Genomic DNA, 22,779 nt, shown 5'->3' with positions numbered 1-22,779 from the left:
GTCCTCCCTGATGCTATTTCTGTTGCGTGTCAGAGCCGCAGCCCCGACGTCTTGTCAAAAATCATGAGTTCGTCGGTCAGCACGCCAAAGGTTTGCATCCCGCCGGATTGGACGGGTGCGGCGCTTTGCGTCTCGACCAGCACGTCTGCATTGCCACAGCGCGTGACGAGCACCGACTGGGCCCCGAGATATTCAGAGACCACAACCCGCAGCTCAATTGGCGCACCCTGTGTGACATCTGTCGAAAAACTGGAGGGTCGCAGGCCGAGCGTGATGTTCCGGTCGGGCGCGTTCTTTGCCCGCGCGCCGGTTTCCGCATCCAGTGGCAGATGAAAACCATCGCCACGGACCCAGACGGCGTCCTTTTCTTCGACCAGTTCACCGTCCACGAAGTTCATTGTGGGGGAGCCGATAAAGCCCGCGACAAACCGGTTGCGGGGCGATTTGAACAACTCTTCGGGCGACCCCTGCTGCTGGATCAGCCCATCGCTCATCACCACAATCCGGTCGCCCAGTGTCATTGCTTCGACCTGGTCATGGGTCACATAGACCATGTTTTTGTCGATCGTATCGCGCATCTCTGCGAGTTCAGCGCGCATCTTGCCGCGCAGCTTGGCGTCGAGGTTTGACAGAGGTTCGTCAAAAAGAAACGTGCCGGCGTCCCGGACCAATGCCCGGCCCATAGCAACCCGTTGACGCTGACCGCCCGATAATTCCGCTGGTTTCCGGTCCAGCAGGTGAGCGATGTTCAGCATCTCTGCGACGCGCTGAACTTTTTCGTCGATTTCCGCCTTCGGAACGCGAGCCAGACGCAGCGCGAAAGACATGTTTTTTGCAATGTTCATGTGCGGGTAGAGCGCATAATCCTGGAAAACCATCGCCAGATCGCGTTCTTTCGGATCAAGTCTGCTGATCGGGCGGTCATCGAAATAGATCTCGCCGCCGGAGAGGGTCTCAAGCCCTGCCAGCATGCGCAGGGTGGTCGATTTGCCGCAGCCCGACGGGCCCACCAGCACGGTGAATTCACCGTCGTCCAGTTCCAGATCGAACGGCGGCAGGACCTCCGTCGCGCCATAGCTTTTGGCAACCTGATCGAACACAATTCTGGGCACGTCGTTCTCCCCCCGATGCGCATGCCGGATAGATCCGTCACGGATCTGCCGGCTCCGTTACAGTGCATGGCGGGCGCAAAATCAGGAAGGACAAAAAACGAAAACTACGTTAACGTTAACGTAAATCGCTGTCCAGGTATCTGATTCTGATAGGTAAAACGGACATGCGATAACGTTTAGCGCAAGGGGGCTTCATGGCGCGCCGGGCCGGACCGACCAGGATTGAAGACGTGGCACGCCGTGCAGGCGTCAGCGTGATGAGTGTGTCGCGGGCGATCCGCGGGGTCGAAGGTGTGTCGGAAAAAACGCGGGCTGAAATCCTCAGGGTTGCGCGTCAGATGAAGTATATGCCGAACAGTGCGGCCCGCTCGCTGGTGGTGTCGAACTCCAATCTGATTGGTATATCGCTGCCGACTTTTGCCGGCGAGGTTTTCGCCGAAATCCTCAACGGTATGCGCCAGACTTTTGACAGCGCGGGCTACTCCAGTGTGATCGATACGACAGAATACGATCCTGAGGCGGAACTGGCCTGGGTGCGGCGCCTGCTGTCCTGGCAACCGGCGGCGATCATCCTGACAGGTGTCGATCACCATCCGGAAACACGGGAACTGTTGCGCGCGTCGCCGATCCCGGTTCTTGAAATCTGGGATCACACAGACGACCCGATCGACATCTGCGTTGGAATAGATCACTTCCGCGCCGGGCAGATGATCGGTGAGCATGCAGCGGCCCTGGGTTACAGGCAGCCCGCTTTTGTCAGCACACCGCGCGGGCACGACAAACGGGCCGACGCGCGGCTGGAGGGGATCCGGAGTGTTTTTGCGCCGGACGGGGCAGGCGAAGTCACTGCGGCACGGCCGCCGCTGGGCAACGCCTTTGTCACTGGCTACGACGGAACGGCAAGCCTGCTGGATGAGGGAAAACCGGATATCATCTGCTATCTGAACGACCATATGGCGTTTGGCGGGTTGATGTGTTGTCAGGCCCGGGGCCTGAAAGTGCCGGAGGACATGGGCATCGTGGGCTTCAACGGCCTTGATCTTGCCAGCGTTCTGCCGATGAAACTGACCACGATCCGGACTTTGCGGCGTCTTATGGGCATCACCGGTGCCCGTAATCTGCTGGCACGGATCAACGGTGTTCCGACCGAGCGCAGTAAAGTGCTGCCGCTTCAGTTTGAACCCGGCCAGACGACCTGTCCGCAGCGGTCTGGCGGTTCAGGGACCGGGCCGGCAAAATTGTTAGATTTTTAATTGATAACGCGTCCTTAAATGGCAATCCGCTAGCTGTTCAGGTGTAGCGAGGGCGCTGTTTTGAGTAGAGGAAACCGCGAAGAAACCGAGGAACGCGCGGCAGCATTGCTTAATGCTGTGGCGTTTCCTGCGTTTCTGGCCGATGCCGCACTCAAGATAAGGGCAGCAAATGACCAGGCGGCGGACATCCTTGGATTGCCGTCAAAAAATAACCTGCGGGGCGCTGATCTGCGATCTTTGTGCTGCCCGACAGCAGGTTGCCCGTCCGAGACCGACCTCGCCGGGGTTTGGGACGGTACCTACGAAGATTGTGTGGCACTGCTGATCGGACCACCGGCAAAACCGCCTGTATCTTTTCGCGTACGTGCTTATCGGGAGACGGATGCGGACGAGCTGCTGTTTCTTTTCCAGGCAGCCGTTGAGACAAACGCTGACAAACCGGACATCCGGGTCCTTGCGCCTTCAGAAATATCAGAACCATATGCTGGCAGCCCTTCTGAAGGTGAATGGCGCTGGCGTACCGCTGTGCACGGCGCAAATCAGGGCATCTGGGACCACGATTTCGAACATGACCGCCACTTTGTGTCGTCTGGCTGGCGCCTTTTGCGCGGCATGGGGCCGGACATGCCCATTCCAACCAACAATGACACCTGGCTGGAAACGATCCATCCACAGGATCGTGACCACATAATGGAAGAGCTTCAAAAGCTTGAGGCCGGGGAGACAGAGATTATCAACTACAAATTCCGCCAGCGGCATACAGCAGGTCACTGGGTCTGGATTTTCAGTAATGGCATAGTTGTGCGGCGGGACGCCGATGGACTTCCCGCGCGCATCATCGGAACAGATACTGACATTTCCGATATCAAAGCGGGCGAGGCCGAAAGCCAGGCGATTACTCAGCGTCTTGAGATCGCGATGGAAGCCGCAGGCATGGGGCGCTGGGAATACGATGTGGGCGCCAAATATGCGTTCTGGGATGACCGTCTGCTCGAGATTTTCGGCCTTCCGAAAGGGCAGAATATTGTAGATGCCGACGCCTGGGCATCAAACATCCACCCCGAAGACAGGGACGCCGTCGAAAAACTGTCACAGGAGTGCCTGCGGGAAGAAAGAGATATTGCGACGGACTATCGGTTGCTGCTGGACGACGGGACGGTCCGGTACATCAGAACACGCGGCAAATATGTAAAATCGCCTGAGCGTGGCGCACGCTACTACGGTGTGAATTTTGATGTCACAGACGACTACGAACGTGCGCAGCAGCTCGAAGCGGCACGGTCGGAACTGGAATACGAAAGCCGCCATGACGTATTGACCGGCATGGCTAACCGGCGGTATCTGGACGATTTTTTCACAGATCTTGTTGAGCAGCAGGATGCTGGTGACACCCGGATTGCTGTGCTTCACTTCGACATAGATCACTTCAAACAGATCAACGACACACTGGGTCATGATGCCGGTGACGCGACGCTGCGCCATGCCGCTGATCTTCTTCAAAACCTTCTGCCGGACAATGCAATGGTTGCCCGTGTTGGCGGGGACGAATTCGTAGCCCTGGTGCCTGACGCGCCGGGTGATAATGAATTGAGCCGGATCGCTGACACCATTATTGCTGAGATGGCCAAACCGTATTTCTACGAGTCGCAGCAATGCAATATCGGCACGAGCATAGGCATTGCTGTCTCTGAGGACCGCAGCTCGCTCGGTCATTCCCTGTTCATTGACGCCGATATCGCGCTCTATCAGGCTAAGAAAGCTGGTCGCGGGCGGCGTCGGTTTTTTGACAGGGTCATGCGGGAAGAGGCAAGGCGACGGAAAAATTCCTTTGACGCCCTTCTGGCCGGCTTTGACCAGGGTGAAATTACCTGTCACTACCAGCCTCAGTTTGACGCGCAGACGCTGGAAGTGTCCGGCTTGGAGGCGCTTGTGCGCTGGGAAAGTTCCGAATTTGGACTGCTCATGCCGGACGAGTTCCTTGATATGGCAGAAGACATGGGGCTCGTTGCCCAATTCGATGAGCTTGTGCTCAAAAAGGCGCTCTCGGACATACGGCAGTGGGAAAAGGCCGGCATCCACGTACCACGGGTTTCCGTGAATGTGTCGTCACATCGTCTGAATGACCCGTCGCTGGGAAAGAGTATCAGAAGTCTGGACATCCCGCGGGGCCGTTTATCGTTTGAACTGCTGGAATCTGCGTTTCTGGATTCAAAGAACGATGTCATCGAGCAGAATCTGCGTCTTATCGACGAGCTGGGGATCGATATTGAAATTGACGATTTTGGGAGCGGGCACGCATCCATCGTCAGTCTGCTTCAGGTGGCGCCCCGAAAACTGAAAGTGGACCGGCTGCTCATCCAGCCGATTGTTGAGTCGCCCCGGCAACGCGCGTTGGTGGAAACAATTATACAGATCGGGCGCATGCTTGAAGTCGAAGTTGTTGCCGAGGGGGTCGAAACGGATGACCACGTTTCGATACTCCAGAAGCTGGGCTGCGAATACCTTCAGGGCTATGCACTTGCATTTCCTATGAACTTTGAAAAAACCTGCGCATTTCTGGAAGACAGACATACGAAGGTTTCAAAGTCTCGCAGAGCCTGAAACGAACTGAAGTCAGTTGGACTGTCTGAACGGCGCACAAGCCCCGGCGCGCGCGATGCCGCCAGGTTCTCCGGGTATGACATTGGCAGGCCACCGCAACCCACAGGTTTTGCCCGCATGATCCATGCGCCAGCGACCGGATTGGAAGTGCAGGCAAGCGCCGCCCTCTACCTTTCGCCAAAGGCACTTTCAAGCGACCGGTAAACGGGCTTGGCAAGGTAGGCCATCATACTGCGTTCGTCTGTAACAACTTCTGCGACACCGGCCATGCCAACGCGTACAGGGCGCTCCAGTTCGCCGCGCCCGATCGTCAGGGTATCGAGGGCTACGACACCGCGGAAATAGGTCGACCCATCTGCCGGGTCCGTGACGATGTTCGGCGAAAGGCTGGTGATGCGACCGGTGATTTCTCCGTATCGTCTGGCATCATACGTTGTGAGTTTCAGCGAAACCCTGTCGTCCACCTGGATATGACCGATGTCCGCTTCGCCAATCCGCAGTTCGGCAACAAGGTTTTCATCCGTGCTGACGAGTTCGAACAGCGTGCTGCCGGCTTCAATAACCTCACCGGTTTTTGGAAAATCAACGGCCTGAATAACGCCCGCCACAGGTGCACGGATGGCCAGTTCTTCTCTTTGGCTTTCCAGTGTCGCCAGCTGTGTGGAGAGCTGATCTTTTTCCTGCTGGAGAGCGAACAGTTCTGTGAGCGTCTGTTCGCGCAGCGCCAGATCACGTTCCAGGGGTTTGTCACGGGATTCCGCGTAGTTGGCCTTGTTCGTTGCCAATTCTATGCCCGCTTCTATGAGCCTGCCTCGGAGCTCATCCAGTGACTGCTGCTCGGCTTCAAGTCGGATGCGGGTGATACTGCCTGACTCAAACAATGTTTCCAGCCTCTCGACAGAAGCTTCTTTTTCCCGAACCCTGCCGGCCATAAGAGCCTGGGCTACTTCGAGTTCGCGGATGATCTCACGCAGGCTGGCGGCCCGTCCGCGGGCGATTTCTTTCTGCAGATCGTGCAGCCAGACACGGGAGCGCGCATAGTCGCGGACACCACCGGGCGCATCACTCTGCGGGCCTGCAGATCCATCCGGTTGGTCCAGATATGACAGGATGCTTTCCAGAGTGGAAATTCTGGAATTCAGCGCCTCTTTCTGCTGGAGAACCGAACGGATATTCCGGTCGACCTCGGGAGAAAACAGCCTTGCAAGTATCTGGCCTTCGGCGACAACCTGGCCCTCGCGGACATGAACGGCCTCGACCACACCCTGGTTGATGCTTTCCACCTGATGCGCCCGTCCCAGTGTGGTGATTTCCCCTGGTGCCCTGGCAAGTTCCGGAACAGTGGTTCTCACTGACAGTGCCACCGCACCCGCGATAAACGCGCTGAGGGTGAAAACCACCATGGATGACACACGGGGTGCGTGGTTTTTTGCCCGGATCGCCTTGCGGTCAAAGATGCCGCGTTTAGTGTTTTTTTCGGTTGGCGCTGACATTTCAGGTCTCCCTGTTCGCTTTGATAAGGGCGTTGACTTTGCGGCGACCACTGGCGCCGGTGTCATCTGCAACAACACGGCCGCCAGACATATACAGGCACCTGTCGGCGATGTTCACGTATTCCGGATCGTTGGATACGACGATCACAGTATGGCCGCCGCGTATCCGGTTCAGATACGCCATCAGTGCCTGCTTTCGCAGATAGTCGAGACCCGCGTCGGGATCGTTCAGGAGATAGACCCGTGCTGGTCGGATAAACGTCCGGACCAGGGCAAAGCCGCGCGATGTCGAGGCCGGAAGTGATTGCCGGTATTTTTCAGTCAGGCGGGTGTTCAGACCATCGGTCAGCGCGTTCAGGTCATCCTCCAGACCCATTTCTGCAATCACGGCGCGGATGTCGTCCTCGGGCACTGTCGGGGCTGCAAGGCGGAAGTTCTGCAGCAATGTGCCGTGGAACGCATCCGGCTTCTTTTGCGCGTAACTGAAAGCCTGACGCAGATCATCGACCGGGATCTGTCTGATATCCATACCGTCAAGCTGAACCGACCCTACCAGAGGGGTGTGCAGGCCCATGATCAGTTCAAGCAGGGTGGTTTTCCCGCTGCTGCTGTTGCCCGAGATACAGACAAATTCGCCCGCCGCAAACTCGGCAGAGACCTGCGAGATCGCAGGGTCTGTGGCTTCAGGGAAACGATGTGTGACACCGCTCAGTGCGATGCGGCCGTCAAACTGCTTCTGATGGGAGGTGGCGGCACCACGAACCATTTCCTGCGGCATCGCGAGCACACGGTCAATCTGTTCGCGGCTGCGCAGGAACCCTGCGAGCTGAGGTGCGTTGGCATAAAGCGACTGGAGTGGCGTAAGCACTTTCCAGACCAGTGCCATGACGGCAATCAGAGCACCGAAGGTGATGCTCCCTTCCATCGCAGAAACGGTGCCCAGAACAACGGCGCCGACGCCGGCGATCATCATAATGCTCTGTCCGAACATCTGGCACAGCATCTGAAACCGGCGTGCGACGCGTGAGGTTGAGGCTGCCTCGCGCGCAACGGCGGCGTTTTTATCTGTCCAGAAACTCCCAAGACCCAGCCTGTAAATGCTCCGCTGCATCCGCACGGTTTCAAACAGAATTTTCTGCTGGCGGGCCTTAACACGTGCGGCCTGAGTGTTCAGTGTCTGCTGAACCGGCAGCGTGACCCAGATCGCGATGGCAAAAACAACGATCAGGCCGACGACCAGAAAGCCGACAGCAGGTGCGAGAAAGAAAATCAGACCGAGAAAGATCAGCGTAAAGGGCAGATCCAGAAGGGTAACCATGCTCTGGCCGGAGAAAAAATCCCGGGTCCCTTCAAACTGCTTGAATCGTGAGATCTGCTGATCGACTTCCGAACTTTTGATCTGATCCGGCGGCAGCGACATGAGCTTCCGGAAGAGGGCAAGGCCGAGGCGGTGTTCCACGGTTTTGCCCATAAAGGAAACGGCGTGCGACCGGGCCAGCCGGAAACCAGCATCCGCCAGCAGAACAAGACCTACGGCCATGGTGAGCGAGATTACGAGTGGAACGGAATCTGCCGGAATAACCCGGTCATAGATCATCATGATCAGCAGCGGTGTCACAAGTCCCATCAGGTTCGTCATGAACGACGCGAGCACAAGACCGGGTATCAGACCGCGAAAGCCGGATGTGATCGTACGGAAGTCATCAAAACTGAGCTGGGCATCGGACGGTGCGAACCTCTCGATGCGTACAACGGTGCCGTTTTTCCGGTCCGGTGTTTCCCACTGCGGATGCTCGTCGCCCGGCCGGATGACCAGTACGCCTTTTGAGCCCGCGTCCAGAACACCGCAGATTGTTCCGCTTTTTTCTATGAAAAGGGCGGGACAGTCTTTTTCTGTCACATCCCGCAGGCTGGCCTCAGCTATGGAGACAGGGACATCGAGGTTTTCAAGCGTCGCCAGCAACTCATTGCCGGAAATCGCGGAGGCGAGGTGTGGTGCGGCCTCCGTGAGGTTTCTGGTGCTGCTGTGCCAGCCGGCTTCGATCATCAGGCGCTGCAACAGGTTAAGTCCGGGGTGAACTGCAAAATCCATCAGGCACTCCGTTTTCTGGTTTGTGTCGCAATCATTGCGTCGGCTTCAGCATCCTCATCCCAGAGGCTGAAGTCCTGTTGGCGTTGTCCGGCAAGCAGAACGGTCTGTTCGGCAAGAGCGGAAAGTTGACGGTGTTCGGACGCGATCAGCAGCGATGTTTTGCCATTCAGTGCGCGAAGACATTCCGCAAGGCGCGACACCGCGCTGTCATCCATCGCGGAAGCGGCATTGTTGAAAAGCAGCAGGGCCGGGGTCAGGGTCAGAGCGCGCACAAGCGCAATTGTCTGCATCAGCGCGAGATTGGAGGCGATTTCACCGGTTGGTCCAAGCGTGGTGCTGTAGCCCATCGGCATCCGGTGCACCGTTTTCTCCAGTCCCAGTTCTTTCGATATGCGCAGGCTGCGCTCAATAGCGTCACCCTCGCCAAAACAGGAGATGTTCTCCAGGAGCGTACCGGAGAACATGACAGGGTTCTGATCCAGGTAAACAATCCCACCTGGTCCGCGCGCTTCGCTGTAAAACCTCACCGGGTTGCCATCTATCCGGATCTGGCCGGTCTCAGGTTCCTCTTCACTGAGGATCATGCGCATCATTGCATCGCGGGCAGCACCTTCATCGCCGATAATGCCGAGCACTGCACCTGCCTCCAGATTAAAGGAGACATCCGAAAAGGCGCGTTTGTGATCACCGCCCGGCGCTGCGGAGACATCTTCAAAGGTGAGTTGTCCACGTAATTCGTTGTTGCGGATGCCGGAGGTTTCGCGCTGGGGCAGATTGCCGATTTCTTCAATTCTGGCCAGAGCAGATCCAACACTCTCGGACTGTGCCCAGTGGCTCAGCATTTTGAGCAACGGCTGAACGGTGCGCCCGTTGAGAAGCATGCAGGCGGCCAGTTCTGCGACGCCGATCTGGCCGTGAATGACCAGAAAAGCGCCAAAAAGACCCATTGCGGCAACACTTGCCTGGGAGAACAACGCGCCAAAGGATTGCGAAAGACCGGAAAGCCGGATCAGTTTCTCGCTGATTTTTACAGACTGATCCTGAAGAACCTCGTAGCGGCGCAGCAGTTGCGGTTCCATCGTGTCCGCCTTGACCGTGAGGATCTGAGAAAGGCATTCGATAAGAAAAGAATAGCGTCTGCCGTCGAGCGTTTTCCGCTTTTCAAAAACCGGTGCCTGCGCGTGCTGGAGGACAGCCTTAAAGCCAAACAACAGTGCAAGACCCGCCAGTGGCACGAGGACAAGCCAGCCGCCGATGAGGGCGATCATGATAATGAAGATCGCGGAAAAAGGCAGGTCAATGGCCGAAAGCCGCCCCTGACCGCAGTAGTAATCCCGCAGTTGAGTAAGCGCGTTCAGGCGTTCAAAGTGATCACCCGTGGAGGTTTTGTCATAGGCCGCCGGATCAGCGTTGAGCGAGCGCGAAATAAACCTCTCACTCAGGTCCAGTTCAAACTTTTCCCCGGCATGTCCGAGCAGCACGAGCCGCGCCCATTTCAGGGCAAAATCCAGTACGGCGACAACGCACAGCCCGATGAACAGCAGCGACAGAGTTTCGTAAGCCTCGAAGGGAATGACCCGGTCGAAGACCTGGAGCACGACCATCGGCAGTGCCAGAGCGAGAAGGTTGATGCACAAAGACGAAAGGATAACGCTGGCTCCAAGTCGGGGAGGCCGCGCCACTCTGATGCTTTCAGTTGTTCCGTTCCCCACCTTGAACGCTCCTGATTGTTCGACGACCACTGTAGCCTCTGCGTGGTTACCAATTCTTTCACCAATGGCAGAAAGTGTTTATTATTTTAATTAAATCAGACGCTTAAAAATTTATGTTCAGGTGAAATTTTAAGTGAATTCCGGTATGTGACGCTGAGTGTGTGACGCGTAAGGAGTTTTTCCGTGGCCGAGAACAACAGCAGTCAGATTGACGACAGTGTATTTCTGGACCAGAGCGGTTCGGAATCCGAAAAAGAAAAAGTTGTTGTCCAGTCTCTGAAGAGCAGTGACGCGGGTCAGGAAGACCAGTCACGCAGTACGCTTCACTACGGCGAGCAGGACGAAGCGAGTGCCAACGGACAGTCGCCGGATACCTCTTTTGCGCCAGCGGGGACGGCGGCTGATCAGGACCCGGACAGTGATGCGTCTCAGGCGGGCAACGGTGCGCCGGCCGCTGACGTTGCCGGAGGCGAACTGGGCGCCAATGATACGTCTGCTGCCGGCAACAGCGGACATGTCGTCGCGGACCTTACTGGCCTTGCGGATGAGGCCGGTGGAATTGACCGCCTTTCAGTTGCAGATGAACGTTTCGAAATCCGTGATTTCGGGCTGCAGGCCAAGCCCGGTGCCGTTTTTTCAGATGATGAACAGGACGCGTTCCGCGTTGAAGTGACCGTGATCGCCGAAGACGGGAGCAGTTTTACACGTGGTTTCGACCTGGAACCACCAGAGGGCAACCCTGAACCAACGGGTCTTTCTGTCAGCAATACCGGGGTCGCCACCGGAGAGGACGGGGCCGTTGTCGGTGAGATCGCTCTTGAGGGTGACGGCGATTACAGTGCGTACACATTTGAGGTGTCGGACGACCGTTTTGAAGTTGAGGGTACGCAGATCCGGTTGCGAGAGGGTGTCACCCTTTCGGATGACGAAGCGGGGCCCCTGTCGGTCCAGGTGACCGCAGTCTCGCCGGCGGGAACCGAATTCGTTCATGACATCGGCTTTGAAGCGATTGACACACCTGACTTCAGTGGAACCACCGGATTCCACGCCAGCTATTTTGATGTTGATCAGCGTCTGAGCAAACTTGACGACATCGACTGGAACGCGGACCCGACGCATGAAGAACTGGTCTCGGAAATCAACTACACCAACAGCCGCAACTCGTTCTGGGAAGGTGGGGACACTGACACTTTCGGTGCGAGGATAACGGGCAATATCGATGTGTCAGAAGGCGGCGCGTTCTCGTTCTATCTGGGCGGGGACGACGGTGTAATTCTCCTGATCAACGGCGAGGAGGTTGTGTCTGATGATGGTCTTCACGGCTACCGGACACGCAGCGGAGACATCGAACTGGAGCCGGGCACGCATCACGTAGAAGTGCGGTATTTCGAGAATTATGGCCATGCCGGGCTGAAGCTTGAATGGGATGGTCCCGGCACAGATGGCCGGGAACTTCTGACGTCACCCGGGTTTGATGATCTGCAGACGATCAACGGAATGCCGCTGAACCTGTCGCTCGCAGTATCCGAAGAAGGTCAGGACGGTGCGGTATCCACACATGTACTGGAAGGGCTGCCCGAAGGAACGCTGGTCTCTGCCGGCGATGAGGTTCTGACAGTTGATGCTGAAGGCCGGTGGATGTGACCGGGTTGGATCTGTCCCTTATGACCATTACAACCCCCATCGAATTCACCGGTGAGGTAAACGCGGAACTGGTGACCACCACAACGTCAGAGTCAGGCATATCCGCATCGTCTGTCACAGATGTTGATTTCAACGTTCAGCAGGCTGATCTTCCAGCGCCCGACAATGTTATGAGCACTGGTTTCCGGGCCAGCTACTTTGACGTTGACCACGGGCTGCGCCGGCTGGACCAGATCGACTGGTCCTCGGAGCCGACGCATGAGGAAGTGGTGCACGACATCAATTACAAAAACAGCCGTGGCTCTTTCTGGGAAGGCGGGGATGACGATACATTCGGTGCCCGCATCACGGGTGATATTGATGTGGACGAGGGGGAAGCTTCAAATTCTTCCTTGGTGGGGACGACGGCGTTGTTCTCTTCATCAATGGTGAGGAGGTTGTAACCGACGATGGGCTGCACGGGTACCGCACGCGCAATGGCGAAATCGAACTCGAGCCGGGCACGCATCAGGTCGAAGTCCGCTACTTCGAAAACTACGGGCATGCCGGGCTCAAGCTGGAGTGGGAAGGTCCCGGTATCGATGGTCGCGAACTGGTCACGGCCTCTGACGACCTCAGCGTGGATCAGAATGGAATGATTGCGGTTGAACTTGATGATCCGGGCTTGTCTGACGCGGCACATGTGGTGGTAAGCGGGCTGCCTGCGGACACAATTCTCATGAGCGGTGATATGGTCGCGGTGGCAGATGGCGGCGAGGTCGATCTCGCAGGCTGGGATCTCGGCCTTCTGGAAATTGCACCGCCCCCAGGGTTTGAAGGCCGCATAGAGGGAGAGGTTGTGACCACCGACACGGCCTTCAATGGCCAGGAAGTGTCCGGCACAAGCAGCTTCACGCTTGATGTAGGTGACATCGGGCAGGGTTCCTCTGCGGCCAATGGTTTCGGGGACGACACCTGGGTTGCGGGCGGTGGCGAAAACGAACAGTCCTCCTGGGTTGGAACGGCAGACAATGATCAGACGGACGAAACCGACGACGACAACGCCCTCAACGAAGAAATTGTCGATAATCCTGATTCCGGACAGGATTATGAAATGAACGACACATACGAACGAAACGACTGGTGACGGTCTCAGTTGCTGTTAAACCCGGAAAATCCCGATCGGACGAAGTCAGAAAAGGCGTCCACTTTTCGTGAGCCTTTCAGATTTGGCGGTCTCAGAACTGAAATTGGCGCCTCCGGTGATGATAAAGCCCCGGGGAGCACTTCAACAAGTTCGCCCCTGTCCATCTCTGACGCAACGGCGAGACGGGACTTGAGCGCAATGCCGTGCCCGTGAATGGCCGCGTCGGTCAGGCTGTCGGAGTTTGACACAAGCAGAGTGTCCCCGGGCATGTTTGCAGGCCCTTTTACGCCATCGAATTCCCAGCTCCGTTGCCAGGGAAGGCAAACGGCGCGATGGGATCCAAGGTCACGGGGCTGCGCTGGTACGCCGAAGGATTTCAGATACCCGGGCGCAGCACAGAGGATGCGGTGATTATCCGCGATCTTGCGCGACAACAGGCTGCTGTCATGCAATCTGCCGACGCGAATGGCACAATCCTGTTGCTCCTCGACAAGGTTCACATATCGGTCCGATGCCAGAAACTCAAAGGTCAGCCCGGGGTGTTGGTCGCGCAGCCTCTCCAGCAAAGGCAGGACAAACCGCGACAGAATCCAGGGGGCCATCGTGACCCTGAGATGCCCTTTCAGAAGGCTCCCATGCCCGCCAATGTCCGTTTCAGCGTTGGTCAGTTCATCGAGAATGGCTACGACCCGGCTGCGGAATGCCTCTCCTTCAACACTCAGCGAGACGTTTCTGCTGTTGCGGTGAAAGAGGCTGACGCCCAGATGATCTTCCAGCTTGGACAGGCGGTGACTGATGGTCGCCGGTGCCGCGCCCATTGATCTTGCCGCCGCTGTGATGCCACCGCGGTCCGCGATTTCGACAAAAGTGCGGAGATCTTCAAGTGAGTACATTCAATAATTTCTAACGATGGTTTCGGATATGGCCGCGTATATGTCTGATTTATTGAATGATAGCAGGGGGTAATATCCGAGCCAAGGGAGGATTTTTGGATGAAAACACCTGTTATTGCCGCGCTGTCGCTGGGACTGGCCCTGGGAACCACCGCGTCCGCAGAGATCGAAACATATGCCGCGTTCAGTTCTGATATGCCGCCCGGCAACCTGGCAATCGGCCCGGATGGCAGAATGTTCATGTCGGTGCACGAATTCTACGGCAAGGACCTCAGGATTGTTGAGGTCAGCCCGGATGGGTCTACGAAACCTTATCCGAACGAAGCTTGGGCAAATGCCCCACAGGGCGACGGTCCGGGCCTGAAAGGCGTGCTTGGTCTGCGGGCAGACCGCGAGGGTATCCTGTGGATGCTGGACGGTCAGGCGGATGGCCAGACGGGCCGGATTGTCGGCTGGGACACAAACACAGAGTCGCTGCACAAAATCTACTACATTGGTCAGCCGGCCTCACGTCCGACCAGTTTCCTGAATGACCTCGCCGTCGATCGCGAACACAACGCAATCTACATTACCGATACCGCAAATGCAGAGACTACCGCGCTGATCGTCCTGGACCTCGTGACCGGCAGAGCACGGCGTGTGCTTGAAGCGTCGCCCTTCACGGTCCCTGAGCCGACGGACATGGTCATCGATGGGCGTGTGGTGAACCTCGGTGGTGCTCCGGCGCATATCGGCGCGAGATCCGATCACCATCGATCCGACCAACACCTGGGTCTATTTTGCCCCGATGACGGCCAGTGCGATGTACCGGGTGCGCACCAAGGATCTTCTGGATGAGACCCTCTCTCCGGCAGAGCTTGAAGCACGGGTCGAACGGTATGGCGACAAGCCGATTTCGGACGGTTCCACCGTCGATGCGGCGGGCAACGTCTATATCACCTCGATCACGGAGGATGCTGTTGGTGTCACCCGGCCGGACGGAACCTATGAGATTCTGTACCAGCAGGACGACATGTCGTGGCCCGACGGGTTTTCCATGGGGGTCGATGGTTATGTCTATGTGACAATCAACGAACTGCACCGGTCGCCGGTTCTGAACGACGGTGAGGATGCCACCGTGGGTGAGTTCAAGATCATGCGGTTCCCGGCTCTGGGCACAGCGGTAAGTGGTCGGTGATCCATGCTCTACAGACTTGATTTCACCGTTGAATACGATGCCACGATGCAGCAGCAGGGACTGCTGGGCGTCTGGGCTGAAGAAGCAGACGCGGCCCTGGGCGCAAAATCAGCCGGGGTTGTGATTGATCTGTGGAAGATTGTTGGCGAACGCAGGGTGCTTGCAATCGTTGACGTTGAGACACCGGACGCGCTCGACCGGATTCTGTTTGATCTGCCGATCATGCAGAAGATGGGACACCATGTGCAGGTCGACGTGAAGTCCATGCGCCGCTACGAGGACTTTGCGGCCGACGTACAGGACCGTATCGGACGCACATGAATTATGGCCAGTCTGCCTGACCGGGTGGGCTGGCCTTTTCGTTCAGGCCTTTGTGCCGCGACCGTCACTCCAGACATCCAGCAGGGCGCAGGCCATCGCGTCAGCCGTGTGCGCATAAAGCGCGGTCTGCACATGTTCCTGCCCAAAGCGGTTGGCCATCGAAATCATCTGGCCGCTTTCAATTTCCCGAAACGCCATGCTGAACGGCAACCATCCCACACCGACACCCTGCATGACCAGTTCCTTGATCCCGCTGGAGAGGGCGGTTTCACAGACCGGGTTCCGCGTCAGGGTCCGCGTTGAAAAAGCGCGATCAGATGCCTGCAGAACCTGGCCGAAGTAGCTGGCTTCCGGATAAATGACCGCTGGTGTGTCAGGTGGAACGGATCCGTCATCGCGCAGCGCATACCGCAACGGGCCACCGACGACAGGCAGCAGAATATCGTTGCCCCAGATCTCGCGTCGGATGCTGTCACCAAAGGGCATTGGCCGGGACTGGCCGGATTCGTAGCAGAGCAGCAGGTTACTGTCCCCCCGCAGAAAGACGGAGATACAGTCACTCAGGTTACCGGGCCGCAGCCTGAAACGCACAGACGGATACCGCCTGCGCGCGTGCAGAACCATTTCGGAGAAGGCGGAAAAAACCGGCGCGTGCTGTGCGGCGACCGACAGGGTAGAACTGGCCGGATCATAGGCGGAGATGCTGCTGCGCAGATCACGCATACGCCCCAGAACCGCGCGGATTTCCGTTTCATTCGCTGCGAGTGCCGGGCTGATCTCTACCGAATTCGCTTTCCGGGTCAGGATGTCAGTGCCCAGCCAGTCCTCAAACCCCCGGATACGCCGTGAAAACGCGGGCTGCGTGATATTCCGACGTGCCGCCGCACGCGTCATATTGCCTTCTTCGAGCAGAACCAGAATGTCGTCGAGCCACTGCAAATCCATTTGGGAATTCTCCAGCCAAAGTATTTGTTTGGGTAGCCTAAGATAAAAGCACTTTTTTTCCAATCTGCTATTGGGCAGGCTTTGGCTGAACGCCAAGGGAGGATCTGCTGCGTGAGTGAAGAAGGTGTGATGACGGAAAACCAGGGCACTGTTGCGCCCGAACTGACAGCGGGTCTGGCAAAAGAACTGTCGATCGTTCTGGCCAAGTACCCCCGTGTACGTCTGGGCCATCTGCCGACGCCGCTGGAACCGATGGACCGGCTGAGCGAAATGCTTGGTGGACCGCGCATCTGGGTCAAGCGCGATGACTGCACCGGATTGTCTTCGGGTGGCAACAAAACGCGCAAACTGGAATATCTCATGGCGGACGCGCAGAAGCAGGGCGCGGACACAATCATCACGCAGGGCGCGACGCAGTCCAACCATGCCCGGCAAACGGCGGCCGCATCAGCCAAGCTCGGCATGGAATGCCATATTCTGCTCGAAGACCGGACCGGCTACAACGACGACAGCTATATCCTGAACGGAAACGTCCTGATGGACCGCCTGCATGGCGCGACTGTGTCAAAGCGCGGCGGCGGAACTGATATGAATGCGGAAATGGAAGCGCTGGCTGAAAAGCTGATGGCTAATGGCAAGCGCCCCTACATCATTCCGGGTGGCGGCTCGAATGCGATTGGCGCGCTTGGCTACGTCAACTGTGCCCGCGAACTGGCCGAACAATCGGTGGACATGGGCCTGCGGATTGATGCGCTGGTGCATGCGACCGGCAGTTCCGGTACGCAGGCGGGCCTTGTTGCAGGGCTGGCGGCGCTGCAGAGCAATATTCACCTGCTGGGCATCGGCGTGCGTGCGCCACAGGAAAAACAGGAGCAGATGGTCTTTGACCTGGCCCAGCGGACTGCGGACTACCTGGGCACGGGTCTGGAGATCGACCGCGCGTCGGTGCGCGCCAACTGTGAATACGTCGGTCCGGGCTATGGTCTGCCAACCGAAGGTATGAAAAAAGCGGTGCGCCTGCTGGCCACAACAGAGGGGCTGCTGTTTGACCCGGTTTACTCGGGCAAGGGCCTGGATGGACTCATTGATCTGGTTCAGAAGGGCCATTTTGGCGATATGGAAAACATCGTCTTTTTGCATACTGGCGGCAGTGCCGCACTGTTCGGCTATCCGGAAACCTTCGGTTTGCCGGGCTACACGGAATAAGAAACCAAAAAAGACCAACAAGGAGAAACTGAATGTCACTGAGAAAAACACTGATTTCGGCAACCGCCGCACTGGCGCTGGGCTCAGCGCCGGCTCTGGCGGCTGAAGAAGTCAAAATCGGCGTACCGTCCTGGACCGGTGCACAGGCCATTGCGCATGTGCTGGCTGCCGTTGTTGAGATGCGCATCGGCGGCAAGGCCGAAATGGTGCCCGGCAACAACGCGACGATCTTCCAGGCGATGGACCAGGGCAAGGGCGACATTGATGTGCACCCCGACGTCTGGCTGCCGAACCAGGAAAGCTTCACTAAAAAGTATGTGGATGAGGCGGGCACTGTGACGCTGTCGTCGAACCCATACGAGGGCAACCAGGGCTTCTGCGTTTCCAAGAATTTTGCCGAAGCACAGAACATCACGGACATCGCTGATCTGGGGCGCCCGGATGTTGCGGCGCTGATGGACAGCGACGGTAACGGCAAAGGCGAGATGTGGATCGGTGCACCGGGCTGGGCATCGGCGAACGTGAACGAAGTGAAGGTCCGTGACTATGGCCTGCTGGACTTCATCGAGCCGGTCCGCGCAGAGGAGAGCGTCAAGACGGCGCGGGTCAAGGATTCCATCGCCAAGGACGAAGGCTATGCGTTCTACTGCTACAAGCCGCACGCGATCTGGTTCCAGTTTGACGTCGAAATGCTGAGCGAACCTACTTTCGATCCGGCAAAATACGTCATGGTCCAGCCGTCAGACGATGCGGACTGGTATGAAAAGTCCTCTGTTGCGACCAAAGACGCCCTGAAAAACGTGCAGATCGCATGGTCGAATTCGCTGGAAGGCCGTTCGCCGGCCATCGCCGAGTTCTTCAGCCGCTTTTCGCTGACTGCTGATGATGTGTCCGGCTTTGCCTATGAAATCAGCGGCAAAGGCCGTGAGCCGGCCGATGTGGCACGCGAATGGGTCGAAGCAAACCCTGACCGTGTGGACGCCTGGCTGGGTCTCTGATCAGCTGAACCTCTGTAAGAAACTGCTCCGGGCCGGGCCCGGGGCAGTCCGACCGCCGGCACCTGTTGCCCCGCATAGCCAACGGAAGGTCCGCCATGAGCGACGACACAGTCATCAAAATCTCAAACGTCTGGAAGATTTTCGGCTCAAAGCCCGAAATCGCGCTGCAGGCGATCCGGGACAGGGGGCTTACAAAGGCTGAGGTGCTTGCCGAATACAACTGCGTGGTCGGTGTGGCCGACGTCAGCATGTCGGTGAACCGGGGCGAGATTTTCTGCATCATGGGCCTGTCCGGCAGTGGCAAATCCACGATGGTACGCCACTTCAACCGCCTTCTTGAGCCAACCGCCGGCAAGATTGAGATCGAAGGCACCGACGTCATGGCGCTGGGCACACAGGAGCTGCAGGAGTTTCGGAACAACAAGATCGGGATGGTTTTCCAGAACTTCGCTCTGATGCCGCACCGGTCGGTGCTGGACAACGTAGCCATGCCGCTGGAAATCCGGCAGGTCAGCAAGAACGAGCGGATGCGACAGGCGGCGGCAATCCTCGATATCGTTGAACTGGGGGCGTGGGGCTCAAAGTTCGCGCATGAACTGTCCGGCGGCATGCAGCAGCGCGTTGGGCTTGCCCGCGCTCTTGCGGCCAACCCGGATGTTCTGCTGATGGACGAGCCGTTTTCGGCGCTGGACCCGCTGATCCGGCGTCAGTTGCAGGACGAATTTATCCGTCTCAGCAAGATCCTGAAAAAGACAACGATCTTCATCACGCACGATCTCGACGAAGCGGTCCGAATCGGGAACCGGATCGCGATCATGCGGGACGGCAAGGTCGTGCAGATCGGCACGGCCGAAGATATCGTGATGAACCCGGCAGATGATTATGTTGCTGATTTCGTTGCGGGAATTTCGCGCCTGAAAGTTGTGCGGGCGCATGCGGTGATGCAGTCCATTCCCGAATATGTCGCAGCCAACGGTCCGATCTCTGCCGATGCGCCGCGTGTCAATGAGGGCGAAAACCTCAGCACGCTGATCAACCTCGCAATCGACAACAGCGACGCCATTCTGGTGGAAGACGGCGGTTCTGATGTTGGCGTCATTACCCGCGCCGATCTTCTGCGGACTGTGATCGAAGGGACGGAAGTATCATGAGCACTACGGATGTGAACCCGGATGGCGTGAACCCGCTGGAAGATACGGAAAGCGAAGCAGCACTGGCCTATGCCGAGGAGCGGCGCGAGAACATACGCACTTTTGTGCGGACGAGCCCGGACTACTACATCAGCAACTTTGACCGGATCGGTGAGTCCTCGCGTTTCACGGCAACGTTCAATCTGATGGCGGGCATCTTTGGCCCCGTCTGGTTCGGTGCGCGTGGTCTGTGGACCTGGGCGCTGCCGTTCCTGATCCTGGAGACCCTCGCACTGGTTCAGATCGCGCGTGGTCTTTTCGGCGATCTGGCGGCGGATGCAATGGAACGCATTGCGTCTATCGAAGGCACGCTGGAACTGCGGCGCAGACAGCTGGAAGCAGCGATAGAATCCAATTCGGACAAGGTGGACGTCTACACTCGCACGGTTGAGTCGCTGGAGGCCAACATCGGCGGCATCCGTGCCGAAGCCGAAGCGATGGCGGCGGAAGGCCCCACCATCGCGCTCACCGGTCTTGGAATCCTGCTGGTGGTCAAGGCCATTCAGGCCATCGTCGCCAACTGGGCGCTGGAGGCGCGGTTCTCGGACTGGCTGTCTGACCGCACCATCCGCTCCGCCATGCCCGTGCAGCAGATCGCATTCAGCGCCGTCTTCATGGCACTGATCGTGACGGCTGCAATGATCCACTACAGTTTCCCGGGGCGTTTCTCGCTGCTCAGCGAATTCCCGACGGACCCGGATATCAGGCTGACAGGTATCCAGTGGGTAGAAGACTTTATCGCCTGGTGCGTCCGCAACAGCGAGGCGTTCTTCGATCTGCTCACCATCGGTATCCGCGGGCTGCTGGATGCGCTTGAGGTCATCCTGGTGCAGACGCCCTGGATCGTAATTGCCAGCCTGATCATTCTGCTGACCTGGCTGACTGCAGGTTTGCGGACCGCGATCTATTCGGGTGCATTCCTGTCCTACATGGGGCTGCTGGGCTTCTGGGAAGCTGCGATGACGACGCTGGCGCTGCTGGGCACGGCAGCCTGTCTGTCGATCGTGATCGGCATTCCGCTGGGCATGTTCGCCGCGCGGCGACCGCGGTTTTATGCGTTTATCCAGCCGATCATGGATTTCATGCAAACCATGCCGGCTTTTGTTTTCATGGTGCCGGTCATCGCTTTCTTTGGCGTCGGCAAACCGGCGGCTGTGGTGGTGACAATGATCTTCGGCGGCACTCCTGTTGTGCGTCTGACCGTGCTCGGGCTGCGTGGCGTGCCGGAAAGCGTACGTGAAGCGGCGATCAGTTTTGGCGCGAATAAGTGGTACCTGCTGACCAAGGTCGATCTGCCACTTGCGGCACCTTCCATCCGCGCCGGGATTAACCAGACGATCATGCTCTCACTGGCAATGGTCGTTGTGGCCTCGCTGATCGGGGCCAAGGGGCTTGGCGAGGATGTTCTGGAGGCGCTGCAGTACGCAAACGTCGGCCAGGGTATCCTTGCTGGCTTCTCCATCCTTTTCTGCGCGATGATCCTTGACCGGATCGTTCAGGGGCAGCGTAAGTGAACCCACTGGTTCTGGTGCATGGCTTCATGGGCGGCAGTGCCCAGTGGCCGCACCAGATCCGGGGTCTGGGGCAGGGCAGGGAGATCATCGCCGTCGACCTGCCGGGGTTCGGTGCCCGCAGCGGGGATACCGCTGTCAGTTCGATTGGTGGTTTTGCGGACGATGTGTTGGCCCAGCTGGATCATGCCGGTGTGACACGGTTCGATCTGCTGGGGCACTCCATGGGTGGCATGATCGTTCAGCAGATGATCCATCAGCAGCCCGAACGCATTGACCGGCTGGTCCTTTATGGAACAGGGCCACGCGGGCGCCTGCCCGGCCGGTTTGAAACCATTGCTGAAAGCCAGGCCCGCGCGGCACGTGACGGGGTGGAGGTCAGCGCGCGGCGTATTGCGGCGACATGGTTTCAGGCGCGAGAGGGTGCCGCAGAATACCCCGCCTGTGCGGGCATTGCAGCACAGACCGGGCTGCCTGCTTTTGAAGGCGGGCTGAATGCTATGGATGCCTGGGACGGGAGCGCCTGGCTGGCGGATATTGAGGTGCCGACACTGGTTCTTTGGGGCGATGGTGACCGCACCTATCAATGGGAGCAGGTTCACCAGCTGTGGCGGGATATCCCGCAGGCGGGTCTCGCGGTTGTTCCGGGTTGTGCCCATGCGGTGCACCTGGAAAAGCCCGCGCTGTTCAATCAGCTCGTGCTGGATTTTCTCGGCGCCGGTGACACCTGATCCATCGGCCGCAGCAGGTAGGTGTCCATGATCCAACCATGCCGGTCCCGCTCTGCCGCGCGCAGGGCGACAATCCTCCCGGCGACTTCTGACACCGGACCGGACAGAATAACCTGTTCCGGCATGCCCAGAAACGCACCCCACCAGATGTAGCAGTGATCAGTGTTTGCCTGTCTGAAACTGCACTGCCCGTCGAGCATCACAAAGACCGAAGAGCTTTTCCCGGGCATGCCCTTTTCACGCAGTTTCTGGCCTGTTGTGACGGTCACAGCACCATCAATTGTGTTGAAGGGCACAGCATGTGCGGCAGTCAGCGCCTGCAGCGCGGTAATGCCCGGCACGACACGCAACGCCGGCATCGGGTCAAGCCGCCCGGCAATGCGCAGGGTGCTGTCATAAAGCCCCGGATCGCCCCAGACCATCAGGGCCACCGGGCCATCCACCTCCGCGCCGCGCAGCGTGTCCTGCCAGAGCGTGGCGATCTCATCGTGCCAGCGTTCGACACGTTCCTGATACGGCAGGTTTTCGTCGCGCACAGGCATGTCAAAGGGCAGAACCTGTGCTTCGGAGCCTGTTGACGCCAGCAGGTCTTCGCGCAGTCTGGCCAGATCATCCTTGCCCGGACCCTTGCGGGGCAACAGGACGGCGGCCGCATCCCGCAGCGCTGTGCGCCCCTCGCGTGTCAGGTGATCAGGCGATCCCGTCCCGATCCCGACCAGCCAAAGCTCTTTGATCATCTCAGCCTCCTGCAAAGGAACCACTGATACTGGCACA

The 22,779-nt window shown here is 58.1% G+C and carries 20 protein-coding genes and 1 pseudogene; 14 read left to right on the top strand and 7 right to left on the bottom strand.

All coding sequences use genetic code 11. From position 1 onward, the window contains the following. Positions 1-29 precede the first annotated feature (29 nt). Positions 30-1,112, bottom strand: a complete 1,083-nt coding sequence (locus ACZ1HA_RS09970) for an ABC transporter ATP-binding protein (RefSeq protein WP_375230663.1) — start codon at positions 1,110-1,112, stop codon at positions 30-32. 230 nt (positions 1,113-1,342) lie between these two features. Between ACZ1HA_RS09970 and ACZ1HA_RS09965 the strand changes: the two genes are divergently transcribed. Continuing rightward, on the top strand, positions 1,343-2,365 hold the full coding sequence (locus ACZ1HA_RS09965; RefSeq protein ID WP_472713741.1) for a LacI family DNA-binding transcriptional regulator: 1,023 nt from the start codon (positions 1,343-1,345) through the stop codon (positions 2,363-2,365). 60 nt (positions 2,366-2,425) lie between these two features. Beyond that, positions 2,426-4,966, top strand: coding sequence for a putative bifunctional diguanylate cyclase/phosphodiesterase (locus ACZ1HA_RS09960; RefSeq protein ID WP_472713740.1), 2,541 nt, complete (start codon positions 2,426-2,428; stop codon positions 4,964-4,966). 167 nt (positions 4,967-5,133) lie between these two features. Here the strand turns inward: ACZ1HA_RS09960 and ACZ1HA_RS09955 are convergent, their stop codons facing one another. The 3 genes from ACZ1HA_RS09955 to ACZ1HA_RS09945 are packed head-to-tail and all read right to left on the bottom strand — an operon-like array spanning position 5,134 to position 10,263. Then, on the bottom strand, positions 5,134-6,459 hold the full coding sequence (locus ACZ1HA_RS09955; protein ID WP_472713739.1) for an HlyD family type I secretion periplasmic adaptor subunit: 1,326 nt from the start codon (positions 6,457-6,459) through the stop codon (positions 5,134-5,136). Position 6,460: 1 nt separating this feature from the next. Beyond that, positions 6,461-8,551 carry a peptidase domain-containing ABC transporter gene (locus ACZ1HA_RS09950; protein WP_472713738.1) on the bottom strand — a complete coding sequence of 697 codons (2,091 nt, stop codon included), beginning with the start codon at positions 8,549-8,551 and terminating at the stop codon, positions 6,461-6,463. Beyond that, a complete protein-coding gene (locus ACZ1HA_RS09945) occupies positions 8,551-10,263 on the bottom strand; it encodes an ABC transporter transmembrane domain-containing protein (protein WP_472713737.1) in 1,713 nt (570 codons plus the stop codon). Before ACZ1HA_RS09945 ends, ACZ1HA_RS09950 begins: the two co-directional genes overlap by 1 nt. 183 nt (positions 10,264-10,446) lie before the next feature. Here ACZ1HA_RS09945 and ACZ1HA_RS09940 point away from each other — a divergent pair, with 183 nt between their 5' ends. The 4 genes and pseudogenes from ACZ1HA_RS09940 to ACZ1HA_RS09925 all read left to right on the top strand — a co-directional run bounded on the left by ACZ1HA_RS09940 (position 10,447) and on the right by ACZ1HA_RS09925 (position 13,033). After that, positions 10,447-11,907: a PA14 domain-containing protein gene (locus tag ACZ1HA_RS09940; protein ID WP_472713736.1), complete on the top strand. Its 1,461-nt coding sequence runs from the start codon at positions 10,447-10,449 to the stop codon at positions 11,905-11,907. 20 nt (positions 11,908-11,927) lie between these two features. After that, entirely contained in the window at positions 11,928-12,350 is a 423-nt protein-coding gene (locus tag ACZ1HA_RS09935; RefSeq protein ID WP_472713735.1) for a hypothetical protein, read from the top strand. Beyond that, positions 12,329-12,439, top strand: a pseudogene (locus ACZ1HA_RS09930) (hypothetical protein); the annotation flags it as partial. The gene ACZ1HA_RS09935 and the pseudogene ACZ1HA_RS09930, both read left to right, overlap by 22 nt. A gap of 102 nt (positions 12,440-12,541) precedes the next feature. Further along, a complete protein-coding gene (locus ACZ1HA_RS09925; protein ID WP_472713734.1) occupies positions 12,542-13,033 on the top strand; it encodes a hypothetical protein in 492 nt (163 codons plus the stop codon). Positions 13,034-13,038: 5 nt separating this feature from the next. On the opposite strand, the gene ACZ1HA_RS09920 is transcribed toward ACZ1HA_RS09925, so the two are convergent. Further along, complete coding sequence (locus tag ACZ1HA_RS09920; protein ID WP_472713733.1) at positions 13,039-13,926, bottom strand: LysR family transcriptional regulator; 888 nt, start codon at positions 13,924-13,926, stop codon at positions 13,039-13,041. Positions 13,927-14,025: 99 nt separating this feature from the next. Between ACZ1HA_RS09920 and ACZ1HA_RS09915 the strand changes: the two genes are divergently transcribed. From ACZ1HA_RS09915 to ACZ1HA_RS09905, 3 genes are read left to right on the top strand one after another with little or no spacing between them, the layout of a single operon-like run. Further along, positions 14,026-14,763, top strand: coding sequence for an L-dopachrome tautomerase-related protein (locus ACZ1HA_RS09915; protein ID WP_472713732.1), 738 nt, complete (start codon positions 14,026-14,028; stop codon positions 14,761-14,763). Further along, positions 14,729-15,103: a hypothetical protein gene (locus ACZ1HA_RS09910; protein WP_472713731.1), complete on the top strand. Its 375-nt coding sequence runs from the start codon at positions 14,729-14,731 to the stop codon at positions 15,101-15,103. The genes ACZ1HA_RS09915 and ACZ1HA_RS09910 overlap by 35 nt, the downstream gene beginning before the upstream one ends. A 3-nt stretch (positions 15,104-15,106) precedes the next feature. Continuing rightward, positions 15,107-15,424 (top strand): muconolactone Delta-isomerase family protein, encoded by a 318-nt coding sequence (locus ACZ1HA_RS09905; protein WP_375230675.1) that lies wholly within the window; start codon positions 15,107-15,109, stop codon positions 15,422-15,424. 42 nt (positions 15,425-15,466) lie between these two features. Here ACZ1HA_RS09905 and ACZ1HA_RS09900 read toward each other — a convergent pair whose 3' ends face one another. After that, a complete protein-coding gene (locus tag ACZ1HA_RS09900) occupies positions 15,467-16,369 on the bottom strand; it encodes a LysR family transcriptional regulator (protein ID WP_472713730.1) in 903 nt (300 codons plus the stop codon). Between the two features lie 192 nt (positions 16,370-16,561). Here ACZ1HA_RS09900 and cuyA point away from each other — a divergent pair, with 192 nt between their 5' ends. The 5 genes from cuyA (at position 16,562) to ACZ1HA_RS09875 (ending at position 22,005) form a co-directional block, all read left to right on the top strand. After that, the gene (gene cuyA / locus ACZ1HA_RS09895; protein ID WP_472715315.1) at positions 16,562-17,575 is read left to right on the top strand and encodes a D-cysteate sulfo-lyase; all 1,014 of its coding nucleotides are present in this window, start codon (positions 16,562-16,564) and stop codon (positions 17,573-17,575) included. A 32-nt stretch (positions 17,576-17,607) separates the two neighbouring features. After that, on the top strand, positions 17,608-18,573 hold the full coding sequence (locus ACZ1HA_RS09890) for an ABC transporter substrate-binding protein (RefSeq protein WP_375230677.1): 966 nt from the start codon (positions 17,608-17,610) through the stop codon (positions 18,571-18,573). A 95-nt stretch (positions 18,574-18,668) separates the two neighbouring features. Next, a complete protein-coding gene (locus tag ACZ1HA_RS09885; protein ID WP_436399149.1) occupies positions 18,669-19,724 on the top strand; it encodes a quaternary amine ABC transporter ATP-binding protein in 1,056 nt (351 codons plus the stop codon). After that, entirely contained in the window at positions 19,721-21,277 is a 1,557-nt protein-coding gene (locus ACZ1HA_RS09880; protein WP_472713729.1) for an ABC transporter permease, read from the top strand. Before ACZ1HA_RS09885 ends, ACZ1HA_RS09880 begins: the two co-directional genes overlap by 4 nt. Next, positions 21,274-22,005: an alpha/beta fold hydrolase gene (locus ACZ1HA_RS09875; RefSeq protein ID WP_472713728.1), complete on the top strand. Its 732-nt coding sequence runs from the start codon at positions 21,274-21,276 to the stop codon at positions 22,003-22,005. Before ACZ1HA_RS09880 ends, ACZ1HA_RS09875 begins: the two co-directional genes overlap by 4 nt. Here ACZ1HA_RS09875 and cobF read toward each other — a convergent pair. After that, positions 21,966-22,742, bottom strand: a complete 777-nt coding sequence (gene cobF / locus ACZ1HA_RS09870; protein ID WP_472713727.1) for a precorrin-6A synthase (deacetylating) — start codon at positions 22,740-22,742, stop codon at positions 21,966-21,968. The two genes, ACZ1HA_RS09875 and cobF, sit on opposite strands and share 40 nt — an antisense overlap. Positions 22,743-22,779: the final 37 nt, after the last annotated feature.

This window comes from Roseobacter sp. S87, from assembly GCF_055693285.1.
This window is presented reverse-complemented; position numbering and strand designations above follow the sequence as displayed.

Coding starts and splice junctions, on each gene's coding strand:
- ACZ1HA_RS09915 (WP_472713732.1), top strand. CDS start 14,026: ATGAAAACACCTGTTATTGCCGCGCTGTCGCTGGGACTGGCCCTGGGA.
- ACZ1HA_RS09880 (WP_472713729.1), top strand. CDS start 19,721: ATGAGCACTACGGATGTGAACCCGGATGGCGTGAACCCGCTGGAAGAT.
- ACZ1HA_RS09925 (WP_472713734.1), top strand. CDS start 12,542: ATGATTGCGGTTGAACTTGATGATCCGGGCTTGTCTGACGCGGCACAT.
- ACZ1HA_RS09920 (WP_472713733.1), bottom strand. CDS start 13,926: ATGTACTCACTTGAAGATCTCCGCACTTTTGTCGAAATCGCGGACCGC.
- ACZ1HA_RS09910 (WP_472713731.1), top strand. CDS start 14,729: ATGTACCGGGTGCGCACCAAGGATCTTCTGGATGAGACCCTCTCTCCG.
- ACZ1HA_RS09900 (WP_472713730.1), bottom strand. CDS start 16,369: ATGGATTTGCAGTGGCTCGACGACATTCTGGTTCTGCTCGAAGAAGGC.
- cobF (WP_472713727.1), bottom strand. CDS start 22,742: ATGATCAAAGAGCTTTGGCTGGTCGGGATCGGGACGGGATCGCCTGAT.
- ACZ1HA_RS09905 (WP_375230675.1), top strand. CDS start 15,107: ATGCTCTACAGACTTGATTTCACCGTTGAATACGATGCCACGATGCAG.
- ACZ1HA_RS09890 (WP_375230677.1), top strand. CDS start 17,608: ATGTCACTGAGAAAAACACTGATTTCGGCAACCGCCGCACTGGCGCTG.
- ACZ1HA_RS09935 (WP_472713735.1), top strand. CDS start 11,928: ATGACCATTACAACCCCCATCGAATTCACCGGTGAGGTAAACGCGGAA.
- ACZ1HA_RS09955 (WP_472713739.1), bottom strand. CDS start 6,459: ATGTCAGCGCCAACCGAAAAAAACACTAAACGCGGCATCTTTGACCGC.
- ACZ1HA_RS09950 (WP_472713738.1), bottom strand. CDS start 8,551: ATGGATTTTGCAGTTCACCCCGGACTTAACCTGTTGCAGCGCCTGATG.
- ACZ1HA_RS09885 (WP_436399149.1), top strand. CDS start 18,669: ATGAGCGACGACACAGTCATCAAAATCTCAAACGTCTGGAAGATTTTC.